We start from the raw sequence: 17,738 nt of genomic DNA on the forward strand, positions 1-17,738 counted from the left end.
GATTACGTCGTTAGCTCCAGCTCCTCTATCTTACTTTCCGCCCTCTCTGTTATCTGCTCTAGGATCTTTATATAATGATCCAGAATCCTTCTGGCGCTTTCTTGCCTATACAGTGCCGTACAATATTCTAACTCCACCGCTAACTCATCATATTCATATATATTAAAAGATAAATCAGATTTCGATATCTTGCTTCCTGTATTTATGTATTCAATTTCAATTCCTTTTAACTCATATCGCACTTCCTCATTGTTCTGCAATACTAGCATTACATCAAAAAGCGGGGTCCTCGCCATATCCCGATTAACGTTTTACTGCCTCGTATATACCCAATTTTTATATAAAATCACCGCCAAAACCAATACAGTATATTTTTAATCATTTTATTACATTTATTCCATTATAACATTAATTTTTAGTTTTATCACCAATTTTCTAGATAATAAGTGTTCCATAATTAGACTATAAAAACTGTTCTAAAATATCCTATTTTTATCTAAAAAAATATTTCAGAACACAAATTTAATATAAAAAAGAGATATTGCACCTAAAATCAGTTTTTTGATTTTAAGCAACAATATCTCTTACTTTTTCCTAGTATTTATAGCTAAAAACACCTAACGTATAAGTTATTTTAATCTATATTTATACTACTTTATGGGTACTAAGCTTTATCTTGGATTCTTAACCTGAGCTTGAGCAGCAGCAAGTCTAGCTACGGGTACCCTGAACGGAGAACAGGACACATAATCTAAACCTATGCTGTGACAGAATTCAACGGATGATGGATCTCCACCATGCTCACCACATATTCCAAGGTGAATATCTAATCTGGTTTTTCTTCCTAGTTCAGCAGCTATTTTAACTAGCTTACCCACTCCATTTTGATCTAATTTTTGAAATGGATCGAATTCATATATTTTCTCATTATAATAATCTTTTAAGAATTTGCCAGCATCATCTCTTGAAAAGCCGAAGGTCATCTGTGTTAAATCATTGGTACCAAATGAGAAAAACTGTGCCTCTTTGGCTATTTCATCCGCTGTAACAGCAGCTCTAGGTACTTCAATCATAGTACCGACTAAATACTCCATATCTATTTCAGCTTTAGTTATTATTTCATTAGCAACTCTTACAACTATATCTTTAACAAATTTTAATTCTTTTACTTCCGCAACAAGGGGTATCATTATTTCGGGAACTATATTATATCCCTTTCTTCTTCTAACATCTATTGCTGCTTCTATTACAGCTCTAGTTTGCATTTCAGCTATTTCTGGATAGGATACAGCTAATCTGCATCCTCTATGACCCATCATTGGATTAAATTCATGTAAAGATTGAACAGTTTCCTTAAGCTCTTCAAAGGATATACCCATTTCTTTAGATAAGTCTCTTATATCTTCATCTTCATGAGGCAAAAATTCGTGCAATGGTGGATCTAGAAATCTAATTGTAACAGGTCTTTCCTCCATAGCTTCATAAATTCCTATGAAGTCTTCTTTTTGCATTGGCAATAATTTTTCCAGTGCCTTTATTCTTTGCTGCTGTGTCTTTGAAAGTATCATTTCTCTAACTGCTGTAATTCTATCCTCATCAAAAAACATATGCTCAGTTCTACATAAGCCTATACCTTCTGCGCCGAATTTTATAGCTTGTTCCGCATCTTTAGGAGTATCTGCATTAGTTCTAACCTTCATTGTTCTTATTTCATCAGCCCAATTCATAAATACTCCAAAATAACCACCGATTTCAGGTGAAACCGTTTTAATTGCTTGGCCATAAACATTGCCTGTACTGCCATCTAAGGATATATAATCTCCCTCTTTATATATCTTTCCCCCAACTTCAAATATTTTCTGATTTTCATTTATTCTTATTTCTCCACAGCCAGCTACGCAGCACGTTCCCATACCTCTAGCTACAACTGCCGCATGTGAGGTCATTCCTCCTCTTACAGTAAGGATACCCTCAGCCGCTACCATACCTTCTATATCTTCTGGTGAAGTTTCAAGTCTTACTAAGATAACCGTTTCACCTTGTTCGTGATGTTCTTTTGCTTCTTCAGCCGTAAAATATATTTTACCACAAGCAGCTCCTGGAGATGCTGGAAGCCCTTTAGCTATTACTTGTGCATTTATTATCTCTTCTTGATCAAAATTTGGGTGCAAAAGGGAATCTAGTTGCTTAGGGTTAACATTAAGCATTGCTTCTTCTTTAGTTATAAGACCTTCTTCAACCATATCTACAGATATCTTTAATGCAGCTTGAGCAGTTCTTTTTCCGTTTCTTGTTTGAAGAAAGTATAGCTTACCCTGCTCAATTGTAAACTCCATATCCTGCATATCCTTATAATGCTTCTCTAATCTATTCGCTATGTCAATAAATTGTTTATAACAGTTCGGTAAATCCTGCTGCATTCTTGTTATTGGTAAGGGAGTTCTTATTCCAGCAACCACATCTTCACCTTGCGCATTTATTAAATATTCCCCAAATATTTCTCGTTCACCTGTAGCTGGATTTCTTGTAAATGCAACTCCTGTTCCTGATGTTTCTCCCATGTTTCCAAATACCATAGACTGTACGTTAACAGCTGTTCCCCAATCGCTAGGTATATCATTTAATCTTCTATAAACTATAGCTCTTGGATTATTCCAAGATCTAAATACTGCTGTAACAGCTTCACGAAGTTGTTCCCTAGGATCTTGTGGAAATTCTTTTGCAAGTTCTTTTTTATATAAATTTTTAAACCTCTTAACTATATCTTTCAAATCTGAAGCATTTAAATCAGTATCAAATTTAACATTTTTGGACTCCTTAACTTCGTCAAGTATATCCTCAAAATTTCTCTTCTCTATCCCCATAACAACATCTGAGAACATTTGAATAAATCTTCTATATGAATCATATGCAAATCTATCATTATTAGTTAACTTTGCTAACCCTTCTACTGTTTCATCGTTCAAGCCTAAATTTAAAATAGTATCCATCATTCCAGGCATTGAAGCTCTAGCTCCTGATCTAACTGAAACCAGTAAAGGATTTTCAACACAACCAAGCTTTTTGCCTGTGATATCTTCAACTTTAGTTAATGTTGAGTATACCTGACCAATAATGTCTTCTGATAAGACTTTTCCATCTTCATAGTATTTTATACATGCCTCTGTGGATATAGTAAATCCTTGTGGCACAGGTATACCTAAATTAGTCATTTCCGCAAGGTTTGCACCCTTGCCTCCAAGTAGATTCTTTAAGCTTGCATTGCCTTCATTAAAGAGGTAAACATATTTTTTACTTTCCATACAAGTAACATCCCCTTTTTATAGTATTTAATATATATGTCAACGGATATTTCTATCCGTTTACTTAACCTGTTCCACCCATCTTTACAAATAGTCTAGTTATATTAGTTTTAGAAACCTTACCAATAATCTTAAGAACTTCTCTATCACCAACAATTGATTTTTCTATAACTGGTAAGCTATCAACTTCATGTTCCATAATTTTTTGCGCCGCGGAATAAGCCGTATCTTCTTTTTCTACAAATATTATATTAGGCATTCTTGTCATTATAATGCCCACTGGTACTTTATGCATATCAGTTCCACCCATAGCTATTTTGAGGAAATCTTTTCTAGAAACAGCCCCAGTTAAAACTCCAGAATTTTCTACAAATAAAGTTCCTACATCATTTAGAAACAAATGCACTATAGCGTCATATACAGTAGTGTTTTCATCAACAACTACTGGGTTTGACATGATATCCTTTACTATAACGTTTCTTACATAATCATAAATTATGCTATAAGAGGGTTTTTGTGAATATATATAACCTACTTTTGGCTTTGCCTCCAATATACCTGTCATGGTAAGTATAGCCAAATCCGGTCTTAATGCAGCTCTTGTAACGCCTAATTTTGATGCTAATTGTTCACTAGTTATCGGTTCATGTTCTTTCACAAACTGTATTATCTGTTCTTGTCTTGGTGTTAACTTAATAACGTTCACCCTCTCTCTTCAGTAAATTTTGTAACATAAAATTTTAGTAACTTTTAGTTTTTATATTTATATATGGTTATTATAACACTATATTCATATTAATAGTATAGCACTTTTACTTATTAATTTTCCACAGTTTTCATTTCATACTTTATATTTATATTATTACAGTAAATAAAATAGAAGAATTTAATTTACTTATAAACACTACAAAAGCCAGCAATTTGTTAAATAAATGCTGGCTTTTGTTATATCAAATATAGATAATGTTATTTATATTCATTATTATTATCTGATTTTTCATTATCAATGTCTTCAAATTTTACAGTATATTGATAGGTATTTTCTCCACTTTTTTCATCTTTATTTGTAAACTTTTCTTTTACAGATGTGGCTACATCTACTACCTTTTCTTTCATGTCTTTTACAGTATCCTTCACACTACTTTTTATAATTTTGTTAACCACTTCTACAGTACCATCATCCTTAGTTATTTCAATTGTAACTTTTGTAAATACAGCTGTTAAAATACCTATAGCTATTAGAGGAGGATATATAAGAGCTGTTAAAGTAGCTGCTATACCTGCGTTAACCGGAATATCAACTATAATTTTTTCATCTTTTTTGATTCTTATTCTATTTACATTTCCCTTTTTAACTAAATCTTTTAGCCAATCTAAGAACTCATCTTTTGTAGTATAAAGGTTATCTTTTGTAGTTTTATTATTTTGTTCTATATATATTAATGCATCAACTACATTCCCATTACACGCTTCTAAAGCCTCTTTGGCTTCAGTATAGCTTACACCTGTTCTTTCTCTTATAATATCAATTTTTTCTAAAGTAATTTCTTCACTCATTTCTTTCACTCCTTTTATTGTTAATTATTATAATAAATTAAAAATCTATTCACATTATCTTTCAGGTACATTAAAATTTGATAGGAAATTAAGTGTATCTAGACTTTTAGGTTTTCTAAAATAATTCTGAGATATAACTAATGATAATACCTTATATAACTCATTTTTTGTTTCTTCTGAAAGAGAAACTCTATAAATATTTTCCAAAGGAATTTTTAATAAATATTTAAGTGCATTATATGCAGTAAAACTAACATTCATACCATTAATTTTCTCACATTCATTGCAAACTCCGCCTGAATATTGGATGCTTATATAGTTGGATGAATTTATTTTCTTCTTACAAATACTACAGTTATCCATATTAAAACCATATCCTGTTAACTGTAAAATTTTCGCTTCAAATGCACGAGCTAAAGTTTCTATATCCACTGCATTATTTTTTATTAGGTAAAAAGCTGTAATTAGGCACTTAAATAATTCTCTATTGCTTTCCTCATCCTGCGTACATATATCTATAAGCTCACAAAAATAAGAGGCATAGGTTAATGTTTCTAAATCATTTAGTAAGGTCTGAAAGGAATCTATTATTAAACTTTCATTTATTGAGTAAAGACTTTTTCCTTTATAAACTACATAGTCTCCATAACAAAATTGCAACGTGGTAGTAAAAAGATTACTCTTATTTTTTTTTGCTCCTTTTGCAATGGTTGATATTTTTCCCAACTTTTCACTAAAAAGCCATACAAGTTTGTCTGACTCTTTAATATCTTGAGTTTTAATTACTATAGCTCTAGTTTTAAAAATTGACAGAAAATCATCCCCCAATTCTAATAAATATGCCTGTATTTATTATACCCTTATTTAAAAATAAGTTTCTATATTTTTTTATTTATATCCAAGTTCTTTCAAAATACTAGGACTATCTCTCCATTCTTTTTTCACTTTTACCCAAAGTTGAATATAAACTTTTGTTCCTAAAAGTTTTTCTATGTCTTGTCTGGCATATGTAGAAATTTTCTTTAACATAGTTCCATTTTTTCCTATTATTATTCCTTTATGAGAATCTTTTTCGCATAGAATAGTACCTTCTATATGATAAATGTTCTTATCATCTTTTTTCATAGTTATAATCTCTACTGCTATACCATGAGGCACTTCTTCTGATAAAAGTCTTAGGGCTTTTTCTCTTATTGTTTCAGCTACAATAAATCTTTCCTGTTGATCTGTAATCATATCTTCTGGATAATACATCGGTCCAGTTGGAATCTGCTCTACCATAAGCTTCTTCAATTCTTCTACATTTTTACCATTTAATGCAGATATGGGTATAATTTCTTTAAAATCAAAAATCTTTGAATAATTATTTAATGTTTCTGCTACCTTTTCTGGTGTATTTTCATCTATTTTATTAACAATTAAAAAAACTGGTACACCACATTCCTTTAATTGCTCTAATATGTATATATCTCCTCTGCCGATTTCTACTTCAGGTGTAGTTAAAAATAAAATAAGATCCACTTCTTTTATTGAATCTTGAGCAATTTTAACCATATACTCACCAAGCCTATGTTTAGGTTTATGAATACCAGGAGTATCCACGAATACTAGCTGGAAATCTTTTTCTGTTAATATAGTCTGTATATTATTTCTTGTAGTTTGAGGTTTACATGATACTATTGATAGTTTTTCTCCCATTATTGAATTTAACAATGTTGACTTACCAACATTAGGTCTTCCTATAATTGTTACGAACCCTGATTTAAACATATGTTCTCTCCTTACTTTTCTAGGTCTTTTTTAGTAAAAGCTCCTGGTAAAATTTCTTCTAATGATTTAACTATATATTCATTTTCGTTTTTCGCTAATATTATTTTTGTATGCTCTGAAGAAAACTCAGCTATAACCTGCCTACATATACCACATGGATATGTGTAATCATTTTGGATTCCTATTATAGCAATGGCCTCTATTTCCTTATGTCCCTCTGAAACTGCCTTAAATATAGCTGTTCTTTCTGCACAATTTGTTGCACCATAAGATGCATTTTCTATATTACATCCATTATAAATAGTACCATCCTCTACAAGTACAGCTGCTCCAACTCTAAAATTAGAATATGGTACATAAGCATTCTTTCTCCCATCAAGGGCTGCAATAATCAATGATCTATAATCCATTATTATTCCTCCGCAATAAATTTTTATCCATTGGCTCCCAGCCGTAACACTTTCTCTCCTATAACATAAGATGTCCTAAGTAGTGTAAATAAATTATAGCATTATTTTCATTCATTGCAATATTTTAATTTTACCCAAATATTCTGAAAAGTAATACCGTTATTAGTGTACCAAATATTGCTCCGGCAATAACTTCAATGATAGAGTGTACCTCTGAATCTACTCTGCTTTGTGCTACAATAAAAGCCAACAAATAACTTAAAAGTACTATGGTTATTTGTCCCGTTGTAAGAGCTATAGTAGTTGCTATAGAGAAAGCTATAGCACTATGACCACTTGGCATCCCACCCTTTAGAGGTGTTCCTTCTCCAAAAACTGCTTTAATAACTATAGTAGTTATACTTACAATAGCTAAGATTATGAAAATAGTATAGGGACTTGTTGTCTTAACCTTTTTTATTAATATAAAATTTATATATTTGAGCTTATCTGAAAATATTATATATCCTACAAAAAGTGCATTAATAGCGGTTATTAATACACCTCCCGCAGCTACATTTTTTGCTAATTTAGCTAAGGGGTGATAATAATTAGTTGTGGCATCTACTGCAAATTCTATTGCGGTATTTAATAATTCTGACATAATAACCATACTTATCGTTATTGTTATTGCTAATAATTCTATTTTACTTAGATCATAAAAAAAACATGCAGTCAAGACCAGTAAAGCCGCAATCATATGTATTCTCATGTTTCTTTGAGTTCTAACTGCATATATTATACCTTCAATAGCATAATTAAAGCTATCCAACAATTTTTTCATTTTCATAATAACATCACCACTTTAAAAATAATCAATTTTATCTTACCAGTTGAAATTTTTCTAAAATCTCCTCTTCCCTTCTTCTCATAACAGATTTTTCTTCTTCCTCCATATGATCATACCCTAAAAGATGCAAAATAGAATGTACTATAAGATATGAGGCTTCTCTTAAAAAGGAATGTCCAAATTCAATACTTTGTTCTTTTGCTTTCTCTAAAGAAAGTGCTATATCACCTAATACTAGGCTTCCATCATCAAAATCACTTTCAGCAAATTCATGTCCTTCATAAGCCTCTTTAAACACCTTTCCTGTTGGGAATTCTAACATAGGAAATGACAGAACATCAGTAACTTTGTCTATATTCCTGTTTTCTTTATTTATTTCTTTAATCTCTTGGTTATCTACAAATATTATACTTACTTCACAAGGGATATTTACATTCTCTTGTTGAAGTGAGTGTTCAACCACCTTAACTATGGTATTTTCTAATTCATCTGTAACCTGAATTTTATTTTGTCTGTTATCTATAAGAATCATCTGTTATTCCTCCAAATTTTATTGATTTGATTTAAAACAGTAAACTAACATTAATTTTTTCTAATGTTAACTAAAAATATTCAATATTTAGTTAACATTATGCTTATTTAATATTAGGACTGTTTATTTGCCCGTTTATCTTCAGGATACTCTATTCTCTGATGGTAAATCCCTGTTAACACCTTTAAAAATGCTTGTCTAATTTTATTTATATCTTTTAATGTTAAATCACAGTTATTAAGTTGTTCTTCATTTAGTCTATCTTTTATAATACTATTTACCATTTCTTCAATCTTTTCATGGGTTGGCTCACTTATAGACCTTACAGCAGCTTCAACACTATCTGCTAACATTATTATACCTGCCTCTTTGCTCTGAGGAATTGGTCCAGGGTATCTAAAATCTTCTTCATTTATGTCTTCTGGTTTGTCACTTGAATTTTTACATGTTACGTAAAAATATTTAGCTAGTGAAGTACCATGGTGTTGTTCTATAACATCTCTTATAACCTTAGGTAGTTTGTACTCCTTTGCTAATTCCACACCATCTTTAACGTGTGATATTACTATAAGAGCACTTAAGTTAGGTGTTATTTTTTTATGCGGGTTATCAGCTCCTAACTGATTTTCCTTGAAAAAATATGGTCTTTTTATCTTGCCTACATCATGGTAATAGGATGAAACTCTTGCTAATACTGGATTACCTCCTACTGCTTCAGCAGCCACCTCTGATAGGTTCCCAACTAAAATACTGTGATGATAGCTTCCCGGTGCCTCGATAAGTAATCTCTTTAATAATGGATTATTAGGATTAGATAACTCTAGCAATTTAATTGTAGTAACAATATCAAAGATACTTTCAAAGATAGGTAAAAATCCAATAGTCAAAATACCTGATAATATACTTGCTACTAGAGTAAACATAGATTTTTTTGTTACATCTATACCATTGTTGCTGAGTAAAAATCCTAATGAAAATGTAAATATAACATTTATAACAGCAATAAATAGACAGGAATATAAAATATCGTTTCTTTGCTGCATCTTTTTTAATATTATAGCTCCAACAATTACGTTAATAATTGCTAGTACAGTTATTTCTATGTTAAATTCTACTGCACCACTAATAAATATGCAGTTTAACATATTTATAGTTAACGATGCCTTGTAGTTTGTTAACAAAGAGAAAATCATAGGTATGCATGCTAATGGTATTAAAAACGGTGATATTATAGCAAATGTCCTAGCCAATAGCACAAATATACAACTAAATATGTTTATCATTATCAATTTACTGTTGTTATTATATAAATCTTTGTGATATCTGGATAAATAAAACCATTGCAGAAATAATATTAAAAGTATTAGAATTCCTAAGCTAATATATATATACCATTCAAAATGAAAATCATTGTTAAGTAATCCCAAACTTTTCAATATTTCTATTTGATATTTTGTTACAGGTTCCCCTTCTTTTACAATTGTTTGTTCCTTCTTTATCATAACAGGCGGAACCTTTTTTATTGCATCTTTTCTTAACTCTTCAGTCTTAACTTTATCATAAAAAAAGTTAGGAGTAATTTGAGAATAGGCTATAGCAGTAGCTATATCTCTTAATGATTTTGGAATCTGAGAACTATTTACCTTTAAAAGTATATTTTCTTGAGCCCTTTTAATATCTTCAATGTTATCTTTTTGACTGTTATCACTTATATTGCTGTTATCATAAAGGTCAGTCATGGTTTTGCTTAAAAATTCTTGTATTATTTTCAAATCATCTTTGTTTAACTTTACTAAGTTTAAGTAATCATCATTAGATAATCCTATTTCAACTACACTTTTTAACTTTTTCACCTTATCAGTATCTTCAATAGTTAACGCTTTAACCTGAAGTACACTGGTAAAAAATGAGTTGATTTTATTTATGGTTTCCGTTTTAATCTCTGTTTTTTTATTATACTGTATTGGCACAGAATCTATCTCCTGTTGAATCCTAGCCTCAGTAGATAACTCATCCTTTACTTCCCTTGGAGCTTTGATGTCAATCTTAGCAATATCGCCTTCTTTTAAACTATACTTTTTTGTTACTAAGGAAGTTACCAGTACTGAATAAATAAATATAAAAGTCAAAATAAAAATTAATATCTTATTACTTTTTTCTTTCCCATAAAAATTCTTTAGTGATAGTTTTTTCATTATAAACCACCTTTTATCTTTGTGTTTCCTGAACTTGTTCAGGTATAGCTATATTCTCCTCTGCTACTACTAGTACTCTTACAGTATACACATCTCCTGCTTCCGAATTCACTATTTTATCAATAATTTTAACAGATTTATCTAAATTTCCACATATTTTTAAATAAAGCTCGTTAGCAGTATCATCTACAACTTTTTTAGGGTCTTTTTGAGTGTTAGTTTCTTTTACTTCGTAAAAAAAATCTCTTTTTATAAAAAGTTTATTATCTTCTATTTTATCATATTTATTAAATTTGTTTATAGATTTTTTTAGATATATTTTTTTTCCTTTTATGTCTATATATATATTTTCTACTTTATTTCCTGTTCTTTCTCTCTTTATTTCATTAATTTTAACATCCTTGCTTTCCTCGTAAAATGTCCTACATATTACATCGCCTTCAGCATGTACAGCATATACAGATCCTTCCTTCCCTTGTTCACCTTTCACAAGAAGTTGTCCCTTTCTAACCATATCACCTTTTTTAACTACAGCCGTACCTGCCTTTGTATATACTCTTAATACTTCACCATCTTTTTGCGCTATTAAATTACGCTGAGCATCCTCTGTGACAATGGTAGGCGGTGACTGCCTTTCTGCTGCAGAGACTTTCAGTTTGGATCCTTCTACTCTAACTCTAACCCACAGTATATTTTCATTATCCTTTAAGAGCTTTTCTTCAATATTGTAAACATTTATGTTTTTTTTATTTATTCCAGGTATTATTCCAAAGGAGTTTAATTGTTGCCTTATTTCATATGGTGATAAATTATGTTCCACATTAATTTCTATACCCCATATAAAAGTGGACAGATAATATATTACTCCAACAAATAATATTATTCCACCTGCTAAAGCCACTCTTTTTTTCAACCTTATTAAAAAAAATGCTAACCCCCTTCTATCAACTACCTTTATCTTTGTTTTTGTTTTTTTAGCTATGTCTTCAATTTTACTATAATCCTTTAAATTAATTTCCATAGTCATAGTTGTAATATTTTTCTTTTTAATATTTTTTATACGAATATCATTTTTCCACATCAGGTTAACAAATTTCTCAGGTATAAGTGATTGAATCTCTATAGTAATTATTCCACTCTTATATTTTGTAAAATTAATTTTACTCATTTCCCTCATATACTATAGATTTGAACTTTCCACCAATTGTTATGGTACTTCCCCCCATAAACAATATTTCAAATCTATTACCTTGTATAGATATTAGTCCTACACCTGAATTTACTTTTACCTGATCTTCTTCAAAGAGTACTACACCTTTATGATTTTCTATTATGATCTCATTCTCACCAGTAACAGTGATTTTTGGCATATTTAAAATTATATCCCTAGGTAAATCTAATTTATTAGCAATACTTTCTTTTACATCATATAATTTATCCTTCACTTTATCACCTCTAAAAATTCTTTCATACTAATCTATGAAAAATAAATTTAATAAATGACAAAATAAAAAAGGTTGAGATATCTCAACCTTTTATTTATCTAAATGTTGCTTTACAATCTGACTCACAAGCTTACCATCAGCACGCCCTTTGGTTTTAGGGGTAACCAAAGCCATAACTTTCTTCATATCTTTCATGCTACTTGCTCCCACTTCATCGACTGCCTTACGAACAATTTCGGAAATTTCCTCTTCGCTTAACTGCTGAGGAAGGTAACCTAACAAGATTTCTATTTCAGCTTTCGCCTTATCAACTAAATCCTGTCTGTTTCCTTTTTCATATTCCAGCATAGCTTCACGTCTCTGTTTTATTTCCTTTGCCAAAATCTCAATAATTTGGTTATCATCAAGTACTTTATTATCAGTTTTTTCAACTAATAATACAGCAGACTTCGCCATGCTTATTGTATTTGCTCTAAATTTGTCTTTTTGCTTTAAAGCTTGCTTCTAGTCTTCCTGCATTGTTTCTTTAAGAGACATTACTTAGTACCCTCTTTCAAAGATTCTATTTAAACTTTCTCTTTCTTGCAGCTTCAGATTTCTTTTTTCTCTTCACGCTTGGTTTTTCATAGTGTTCTCTTTTTCTAACTTCTGAAAGAACACCAGCTCTAGCACATTTTCTCTTAAATCTTCTTAATGCACTTTCTATAGTTTCGTTTTCTCCAACTCTTATTTCTGACATATTTATCCCTCCCTCCGCTAGCTCAATTTAATTTTAAAAATTAAATACAGCCAATGTAGGTCACATAGCACATTGTTTATTATACAACATACATTTAGACACTGTCAACAATTTCATTATATATACTTAATACATAACGTAAAATATATATGAGTTAACCTGGAGGCCACTTCAATGATCTGCCACCTAACAAATGAAAATGTATATGTCCAACTGTTTGCCCACCATCTTCCCCACAGTTTGTAACAATTCTATAACCATTTTCAGAAAGCCCTAAGTCTTTAGCAATTTTTTTAGCAATTATAAAAATATGTGCTATTATTTTTGAATTTTCTTCACTAATATCATTCAAGCTGCTTATATGTTCTTTAGGTATTATTAAAACATGTATAGGAGCAGCAGGACTTATATCTTTAAAGCTTAATACTATATCATCTTCATATACTTTTTCACATGGTATTTGACCTTTTATTATCTTGCAAAAAATACAATCTTCCACAGTTTCACCTCCTGACTTTATATTATTCAATATTGTACGGAAATATCCTTCTAACCTAGAACATATTCTTTAATATTTTAAAGTGTTACATATACTACGTTTAGATCATAGTTCCTTCTATGAATTCCTCCTTTACTTGTGAAAGACTTGTTTTTACTATTTTTTCTTTAATATTTTCATTACTTTCACATACTACTTTTATGTAGTTAGGAGTATAACCTTCATAAGTTTTTTCTAGTCCATTATGTTTTTGTTCATACAGTACATCCATATTTCTACCTACAAACTTATTCATAAATTCATTTTCCAGCTGTCTGTCTAGCGCAATAAGTATACTACTTCTTTCATCTTTTATCTTACCATTAATTTGATCTTTCATTTCTGCGGCTCTTGTGCCTGTCCTTGGGCTATATTTAAATACATGCATCTTTGATAACTTTATATGCTGTAAAAACTCATAAGTAGTATTAAACTCTTCATCAGTTTCCCCTGGGAAACCAACTATTATATCTGTAGTAATAGAAACATCCTTTATATTTTTTCTTAAATCTTCAACAATCTTCTTATACTCATCTGTAGTATATCTTCTATTCATTCTTTTTAATGTATCATCACATCCACTTTGTAAGGATAAATGAAAATGTGGACATAATTTATTTAAACTGCTAATTTTCTCTATGACGCCTTCTGTGAAAAACTGTGGATCAATTGAACCTATTCTAACTCTCTCTATTCCATGAATCTTGTCTATTTCCTCCAGCATTCGTACTAAATTCCATTCTCCTTCTAAATCTAATCCATAGGATGCTATGTGTATTCCTGATAGAATAATCTCTTTAAAGTTATTATTGGCTAATTCCTTAACTTCCTTTAACACTTTTTCAGGTTCTTTACTACACACTGCCCCTCTAGCAAAGGGAATTAAACAATATGAACAAAATCTGTTACAACCATCTTGAATTTTTATAAAGGCCCTAGTTCTATCCTGATATTCGTTTATATTTAAATCTTCAAATTCACTATTTTTAAGAACATCTTCAACTTTAATAATCTGCTTATTTTCTTCTCTAGCTCTATTTACCCAGTAAACTATATCCCCTTTGTTCCTAGTTCCAAGTATTACATCTACACCTTCTATCTTAGATATCTCATCAGGTGCTATTTGAGAATAACAACCAACTACAGCTATTATGGAGTTTTCATTTTCTCTTCTAGCTCTATTTATCATCTGTCTAGATTTTTTATCCCCCATATTAGTTACTGTACATGTATTTATAACATATACATCTGCAAAATCCTCAAAACTTGATAGCTCATATCCTTCTCTTACGAATTTTTCTATCATAGCCTCAGTTTCATATTGGTTAACTCTACACCCTAAAGTAGTAAAAGCAACTTTCATTAAACTATTCCTCCTAAATCACCTAGTTCATACATAATTAAAGAAACACAAACAAAGCCTGCTGTCTCTGTTCTTAGTATTCTAGGTCCCAATGTTACTATATATGCTCCTATATCTTGCAATTTTTTAATTTCATCTGGCTCAAAGCCACCTTCTGGGCCAATTATTATTCCCACTTTTTTAACGTTATTTTCGCCTATACTACTTACTAAGCTTTTTATTCCGTGACCTTTTTCATTTTCATAAGGAACAATAACTAAATCCATTTCTTTTATAATATCTACTAGCTGCTCAAACTCTAAGGGGGTATTTATTTTAGGTATTAAACTTCTCTTACATTGCTTACAAGCTTCCAATGCAATTCTATTCCATCTATCTAACTTTTTAAACTCTCCTAGTTCATTCTTAACTACTACTCTTTCTGTAACTATTGGTGTTATTTCCTTCACGCCTAGCTCTGTTGCCTTTTGCACAATTAAATCCATCTTACTTGATTTTGGTAACCCTTGAAAAAGATATATTTCTATATTACTTTCATTGTTTATATCTAACTTTTTTAAGCACTTTGCAATAACCTGTTTCTTGTTTATTTCCTCTATTTGTGATAAAAATTCTTCACCCTCACAATTATTTATGCTTATTTCGCTGCCAATTTCAAGTCTTAGAACCTTGTATATATGTTTTACATCATCACCTTCAATATATGCTATATTATCAATTATGTTATTCTTTGGCACAAAAAATTTATGCATGATATACCACCTTTTAAAATTTCCAATTTACTTATTCTTCGCTACAATACATACCCATTCGCCATCAGTATTTACTTCTTCTATTAAAAATCCACTTTTACTAAGTTTATCAACTACATGGTCTTTCCTATCCTTTATAATCCCTGATGATATAAAATACCCTCCTTCTACAATGAAATTTTTAACACTGTCTGTAAGAAATATTATTATATCAGCAATTATATTAGCAACTATAATGTCAGCTTTACCCTCTACTACTTCCATAAGATCTCCATGAAGAATTTTTATATTGTTTAAGTGGTTGTATTTAACATTTTCTTCAGCAGACTTTACTGCTACAGGATCTAAATCTACTCCTATAGCTTCTTTTGCTTTAAGCATAGCTGCTGCTATAGACAAAATTCCTGAACCTGTACCTATATCAAAAACCCTAGATTCAGGCTTAACATACTTTTCTAAAGCCTTAATACACATTCTTGTTGTTTCATGAGTTCCTGTTCCAAAGGCCATACCAGGATCAAGTTCTAACACTAACTCATCATCTTTCTTCTCATAGCTCTCCCATATAGGCTTTACAACTATTTTTTCTCCAATTTTTGTTGGCTTATAATACTTCTTCCAGTTATTTTCCCAATCTTCCTCGCTAACTTTACCGGCAGTTACTAATCCCTGTCCTTTATCTATACCATATTGTTCTAAATTATTTACACTGTCTTTTATGTACTGTAGGTATTCATCAAACTTTTCATCTTGTTTATAATATCCCTTTACAATTGCTCCTTCTTTTACTTCTAAAAGTGTTTCATCAAAATAGTCCCAATCTCCAGGATTTTTTTTCTTAAATTCTATATCTTCTGGGTCTTCTATAGAAACCCCTTTTACACCAGTATTATATAATATTCCTGACACAGCTTCCACAGCTTCGCTACTTGTAACAATTGTCACTTCTATCCATTCTTTATCCATATAATCAACCTCCACGTTGCTTTTATAAACTCAGTTATTATTATAACCTACTTAATCTAATAATCTATTAAATAATATAGTATGCTATAAAAAAACTTTGTTTCCTTGTACAAGGAAACAAAGTTTTAGTTACTTGAAAGTATCTTTTAGCTTATCCATGAAAGATTTTTTACCACTTTCTTCTTCTGGTAGCTCACCGCTAGCTTCCATAAACATTAATAAAGCTTCTTTTTGTTTCTGATTTAGACTTTTAGGAACATCAACTATTATATTTACATATTGATCGCCTCTACCATGTCCATTTATCTTTGGAACACCTTTTCCTTTTAATCTAAATATAGTACCTGGTTGGGTTCCTGATGGTACATCATATTTAACATCCCCATCAACTGTTGGAACCTTTAGTTCTGTACCAATAGTAGCTTTTGAAAAACTGATATGAGTATCTATATATATGTCGAAGCCTTTTCTTTTGAATACATTATGTGGTGCTACTCTAAGGCTTATATATAAATCACCAGCTGGACCACCATTGTTACCATGATCTCCTTGCCCTCTTAAAGGCATTACGTTTCCAGTATCTACTCCCGCTGGAACATTTATCTTTATCTTTCTTTGTTTTCTTATCTTACCTTTACCTTTGCACTCAGTACAAGGATCTGTTATTACATTACCTTTTCCCGCACACTTATCACAGGTACTCATACTTACAAAGTTTCCTAATGGAGTATTCCTTTGAGTTCTTACTTGACCTGTTCCACCACATTTATCACAAGTTTTTGGATGACTGCCATGTTTTGCACCTGTTCCATTACATTTTTCACAGTTTTCATTTCTTGTTACGCTAATTTCTTTTTCAGTTCCAAAAACTGCTTCTTCAAAGGTTAAATTTAATGTATATTCTAAATCTGATCCTTTTTCAGGACCATTTCTTCTTTTTCTTCCTGCCCCAGAGAATCCACCACCAAAGAAAGATTCAAATATATCACCGAAGCCACCAAAGCCTCCCCCCTCAGAGAAATCGAATCCCCCAAAGCCACCTTCATAGCCTGATCCATTAAAATCAGCAGTACCAAATTGGTCATAGCGAGATTTTTTTTCTGGATCTGAAAGCACCTGATAAGCTTCATTTAGCTCTTTAAATTTTTCCTCTGCTTCCTTATCACCTGGGTTTCTATCTGGATGGTACTTAAGGGCTGACTTTCTAAATGCCTTCTTTATATCTTCTTCACTTGCACTTCTATCTACTCCAAGTATTTCATAATAATCTTTTTTTGCCATCCTAATTATTTCACCACCTATATATAAGTATGATAACTAAGAACTAAAAAAGTTTTAAT

Annotated in this window: 18 protein-coding genes and 1 pseudogene; all 19 read right to left on the reverse strand. The window is 30.9% G+C overall.

Going from position 1 to position 17,738, the window contains the following annotated elements:
* Positions 1-2 precede the first annotated feature (2 nt).
* Positions 3-296 carry a condensation domain-containing protein gene (locus HGI79_RS02725; protein ID WP_185649192.1) on the reverse strand — a complete coding sequence of 98 codons (294 nt, stop codon included), beginning with the start codon at positions 294-296 and terminating at the stop codon, positions 3-5.
* Between the two features lie 375 nt (positions 297-671).
* Positions 672-3,302 (reverse strand): pyruvate, phosphate dikinase, encoded by a 2,631-nt coding sequence (gene ppdK / locus HGI79_RS02730; RefSeq protein WP_185649193.1) that lies wholly within the window; start codon positions 3,300-3,302, stop codon positions 672-674.
* Positions 3,303-3,366: 64 nt separating this feature from the next.
* Positions 3,367-4,008 carry a helix-turn-helix transcriptional regulator gene (locus tag HGI79_RS02735; RefSeq protein ID WP_185649194.1) on the reverse strand — a complete coding sequence of 214 codons (642 nt, stop codon included), beginning with the start codon at positions 4,006-4,008 and terminating at the stop codon, positions 3,367-3,369.
* Positions 4,009-4,268: 260 nt separating this feature from the next.
* Complete coding sequence (locus tag HGI79_RS02740) at positions 4,269-4,859, reverse strand: DUF4342 domain-containing protein (protein WP_185649195.1); 591 nt, start codon at positions 4,857-4,859, stop codon at positions 4,269-4,271.
* 54 nt (positions 4,860-4,913) lie between these two features.
* Complete coding sequence (recO, locus tag HGI79_RS02745; RefSeq protein ID WP_185649196.1) at positions 4,914-5,687, reverse strand: DNA repair protein RecO; 774 nt, start codon at positions 5,685-5,687, stop codon at positions 4,914-4,916.
* 60 nt (positions 5,688-5,747) lie between these two features.
* The gene (gene era / locus HGI79_RS02750; RefSeq protein ID WP_185649197.1) at positions 5,748-6,629 is read right to left on the reverse strand and encodes a GTPase Era; all 882 of its coding nucleotides are present in this window, start codon (positions 6,627-6,629) and stop codon (positions 5,748-5,750) included.
* A gap of 11 nt (positions 6,630-6,640) precedes the next feature.
* On the reverse strand, positions 6,641-7,039 hold the full coding sequence (locus HGI79_RS02755; RefSeq protein WP_185649198.1) for a cytidine deaminase: 399 nt from the start codon (positions 7,037-7,039) through the stop codon (positions 6,641-6,643).
* Between the two features lie 130 nt (positions 7,040-7,169).
* Entirely contained in the window at positions 7,170-7,868 is a 699-nt protein-coding gene (locus HGI79_RS02760) for a diacylglycerol kinase (RefSeq protein ID WP_185649199.1), read from the reverse strand.
* Between the two features lie 31 nt (positions 7,869-7,899).
* Positions 7,900-8,400, reverse strand: coding sequence for an rRNA maturation RNase YbeY (gene ybeY, locus HGI79_RS02765; protein WP_185649200.1), 501 nt, complete (start codon positions 8,398-8,400; stop codon positions 7,900-7,902).
* A gap of 113 nt (positions 8,401-8,513) precedes the next feature.
* Positions 8,514-10,595, reverse strand: coding sequence for an HD family phosphohydrolase (locus tag HGI79_RS02770; protein ID WP_185649201.1), 2,082 nt, complete (start codon positions 10,593-10,595; stop codon positions 8,514-8,516).
* A gap of 13 nt (positions 10,596-10,608) precedes the next feature.
* Positions 10,609-11,772, reverse strand: a complete 1,164-nt coding sequence (gene yqfD / locus HGI79_RS02775; protein WP_185649202.1) for a sporulation protein YqfD — start codon at positions 11,770-11,772, stop codon at positions 10,609-10,611.
* Complete coding sequence (yqfC, locus tag HGI79_RS02780) at positions 11,756-12,040, reverse strand: sporulation protein YqfC (RefSeq protein WP_185649203.1); 285 nt, start codon at positions 12,038-12,040, stop codon at positions 11,756-11,758. The genes yqfD and yqfC overlap by 17 nt, the downstream gene beginning before the upstream one ends.
* A 90-nt stretch (positions 12,041-12,130) precedes the next feature.
* Positions 12,131-12,577 (reverse strand): annotated as a pseudogene (locus tag HGI79_RS02785) (GatB/YqeY domain-containing protein).
* Between the two features lie 25 nt (positions 12,578-12,602).
* Positions 12,603-12,779 (reverse strand): 30S ribosomal protein S21, encoded by a 177-nt coding sequence (gene rpsU, locus HGI79_RS02790; RefSeq protein WP_066618478.1) that lies wholly within the window; start codon positions 12,777-12,779, stop codon positions 12,603-12,605.
* Positions 12,780-12,933: 154 nt separating this feature from the next.
* Complete coding sequence (locus HGI79_RS02795) at positions 12,934-13,278, reverse strand: histidine triad nucleotide-binding protein (RefSeq protein WP_185649204.1); 345 nt, start codon at positions 13,276-13,278, stop codon at positions 12,934-12,936.
* Positions 13,279-13,378: 100 nt separating this feature from the next.
* Positions 13,379-14,680 carry a tRNA (N(6)-L-threonylcarbamoyladenosine(37)-C(2))-methylthiotransferase MtaB gene (mtaB, locus tag HGI79_RS02800; protein WP_185649205.1) on the reverse strand — a complete coding sequence of 434 codons (1,302 nt, stop codon included), beginning with the start codon at positions 14,678-14,680 and terminating at the stop codon, positions 13,379-13,381.
* Positions 14,680-15,432, reverse strand: a complete 753-nt coding sequence (locus tag HGI79_RS02805) for a 16S rRNA (uracil(1498)-N(3))-methyltransferase (RefSeq protein WP_185649206.1) — start codon at positions 15,430-15,432, stop codon at positions 14,680-14,682. Before HGI79_RS02805 ends, mtaB begins: the two co-directional genes overlap by 1 nt.
* A 27-nt stretch (positions 15,433-15,459) precedes the next feature.
* Complete coding sequence (gene prmA, locus HGI79_RS02810; RefSeq protein WP_185649207.1) at positions 15,460-16,398, reverse strand: 50S ribosomal protein L11 methyltransferase; 939 nt, start codon at positions 16,396-16,398, stop codon at positions 15,460-15,462.
* A gap of 129 nt (positions 16,399-16,527) precedes the next feature.
* Positions 16,528-17,679 carry a molecular chaperone DnaJ gene (gene dnaJ, locus HGI79_RS02815; RefSeq protein WP_185649208.1) on the reverse strand — a complete coding sequence of 384 codons (1,152 nt, stop codon included), beginning with the start codon at positions 17,677-17,679 and terminating at the stop codon, positions 16,528-16,530.
* Positions 17,680-17,738 lie beyond the last annotated feature (59 nt).

This window comes from Clostridium sp. DJ247 (assembly GCF_014231265.1).

Coding starts and splice junctions, on each gene's coding strand:
- HGI79_RS02725 (WP_185649192.1), bottom strand. CDS start 296: ATGGCGAGGACCCCGCTTTTTGATGTAATGCTAGTATTGCAGAACAAT.
- ppdK (WP_185649193.1), bottom strand. CDS start 3,302: ATGGAAAGTAAAAAATATGTTTACCTCTTTAATGAAGGCAATGCAAGC.
- HGI79_RS02740 (WP_185649195.1), bottom strand. CDS start 4,859: ATGAGTGAAGAAATTACTTTAGAAAAAATTGATATTATAAGAGAAAGA.
- era (WP_185649197.1), bottom strand. CDS start 6,629: ATGTTTAAATCAGGGTTCGTAACAATTATAGGAAGACCTAATGTTGGT.
- HGI79_RS02755 (WP_185649198.1), bottom strand. CDS start 7,039: ATGGATTATAGATCATTGATTATTGCAGCCCTTGATGGGAGAAAGAAT.
- HGI79_RS02760 (WP_185649199.1), bottom strand. CDS start 7,868: ATGAAAATGAAAAAATTGTTGGATAGCTTTAATTATGCTATTGAAGGT.
- ybeY (WP_185649200.1), bottom strand. CDS start 8,400: ATGATTCTTATAGATAACAGACAAAATAAAATTCAGGTTACAGATGAA.
- HGI79_RS02770 (WP_185649201.1), bottom strand. CDS start 10,595: ATGAAAAAACTATCACTAAAGAATTTTTATGGGAAAGAAAAAAGTAAT.
- yqfD (WP_185649202.1), bottom strand. CDS start 11,772: ATGAGGGAAATGAGTAAAATTAATTTTACAAAATATAAGAGTGGAATA.
- rpsU (WP_066618478.1), bottom strand. CDS start 12,779: ATGTCAGAAATAAGAGTTGGAGAAAACGAAACTATAGAAAGTGCATTA.
- mtaB (WP_185649205.1), bottom strand. CDS start 14,680: ATGAAAGTTGCTTTTACTACTTTAGGGTGTAGAGTTAACCAATATGAA.
- HGI79_RS02805 (WP_185649206.1), bottom strand. CDS start 15,432: ATGCATAAATTTTTTGTGCCAAAGAATAACATAATTGATAATATAGCA.
- prmA (WP_185649207.1), bottom strand. CDS start 16,398: ATGGATAAAGAATGGATAGAAGTGACAATTGTTACAAGTAGCGAAGCT.
- dnaJ (WP_185649208.1), bottom strand. CDS start 17,679: ATGGCAAAAAAAGATTATTATGAAATACTTGGAGTAGATAGAAGTGCA.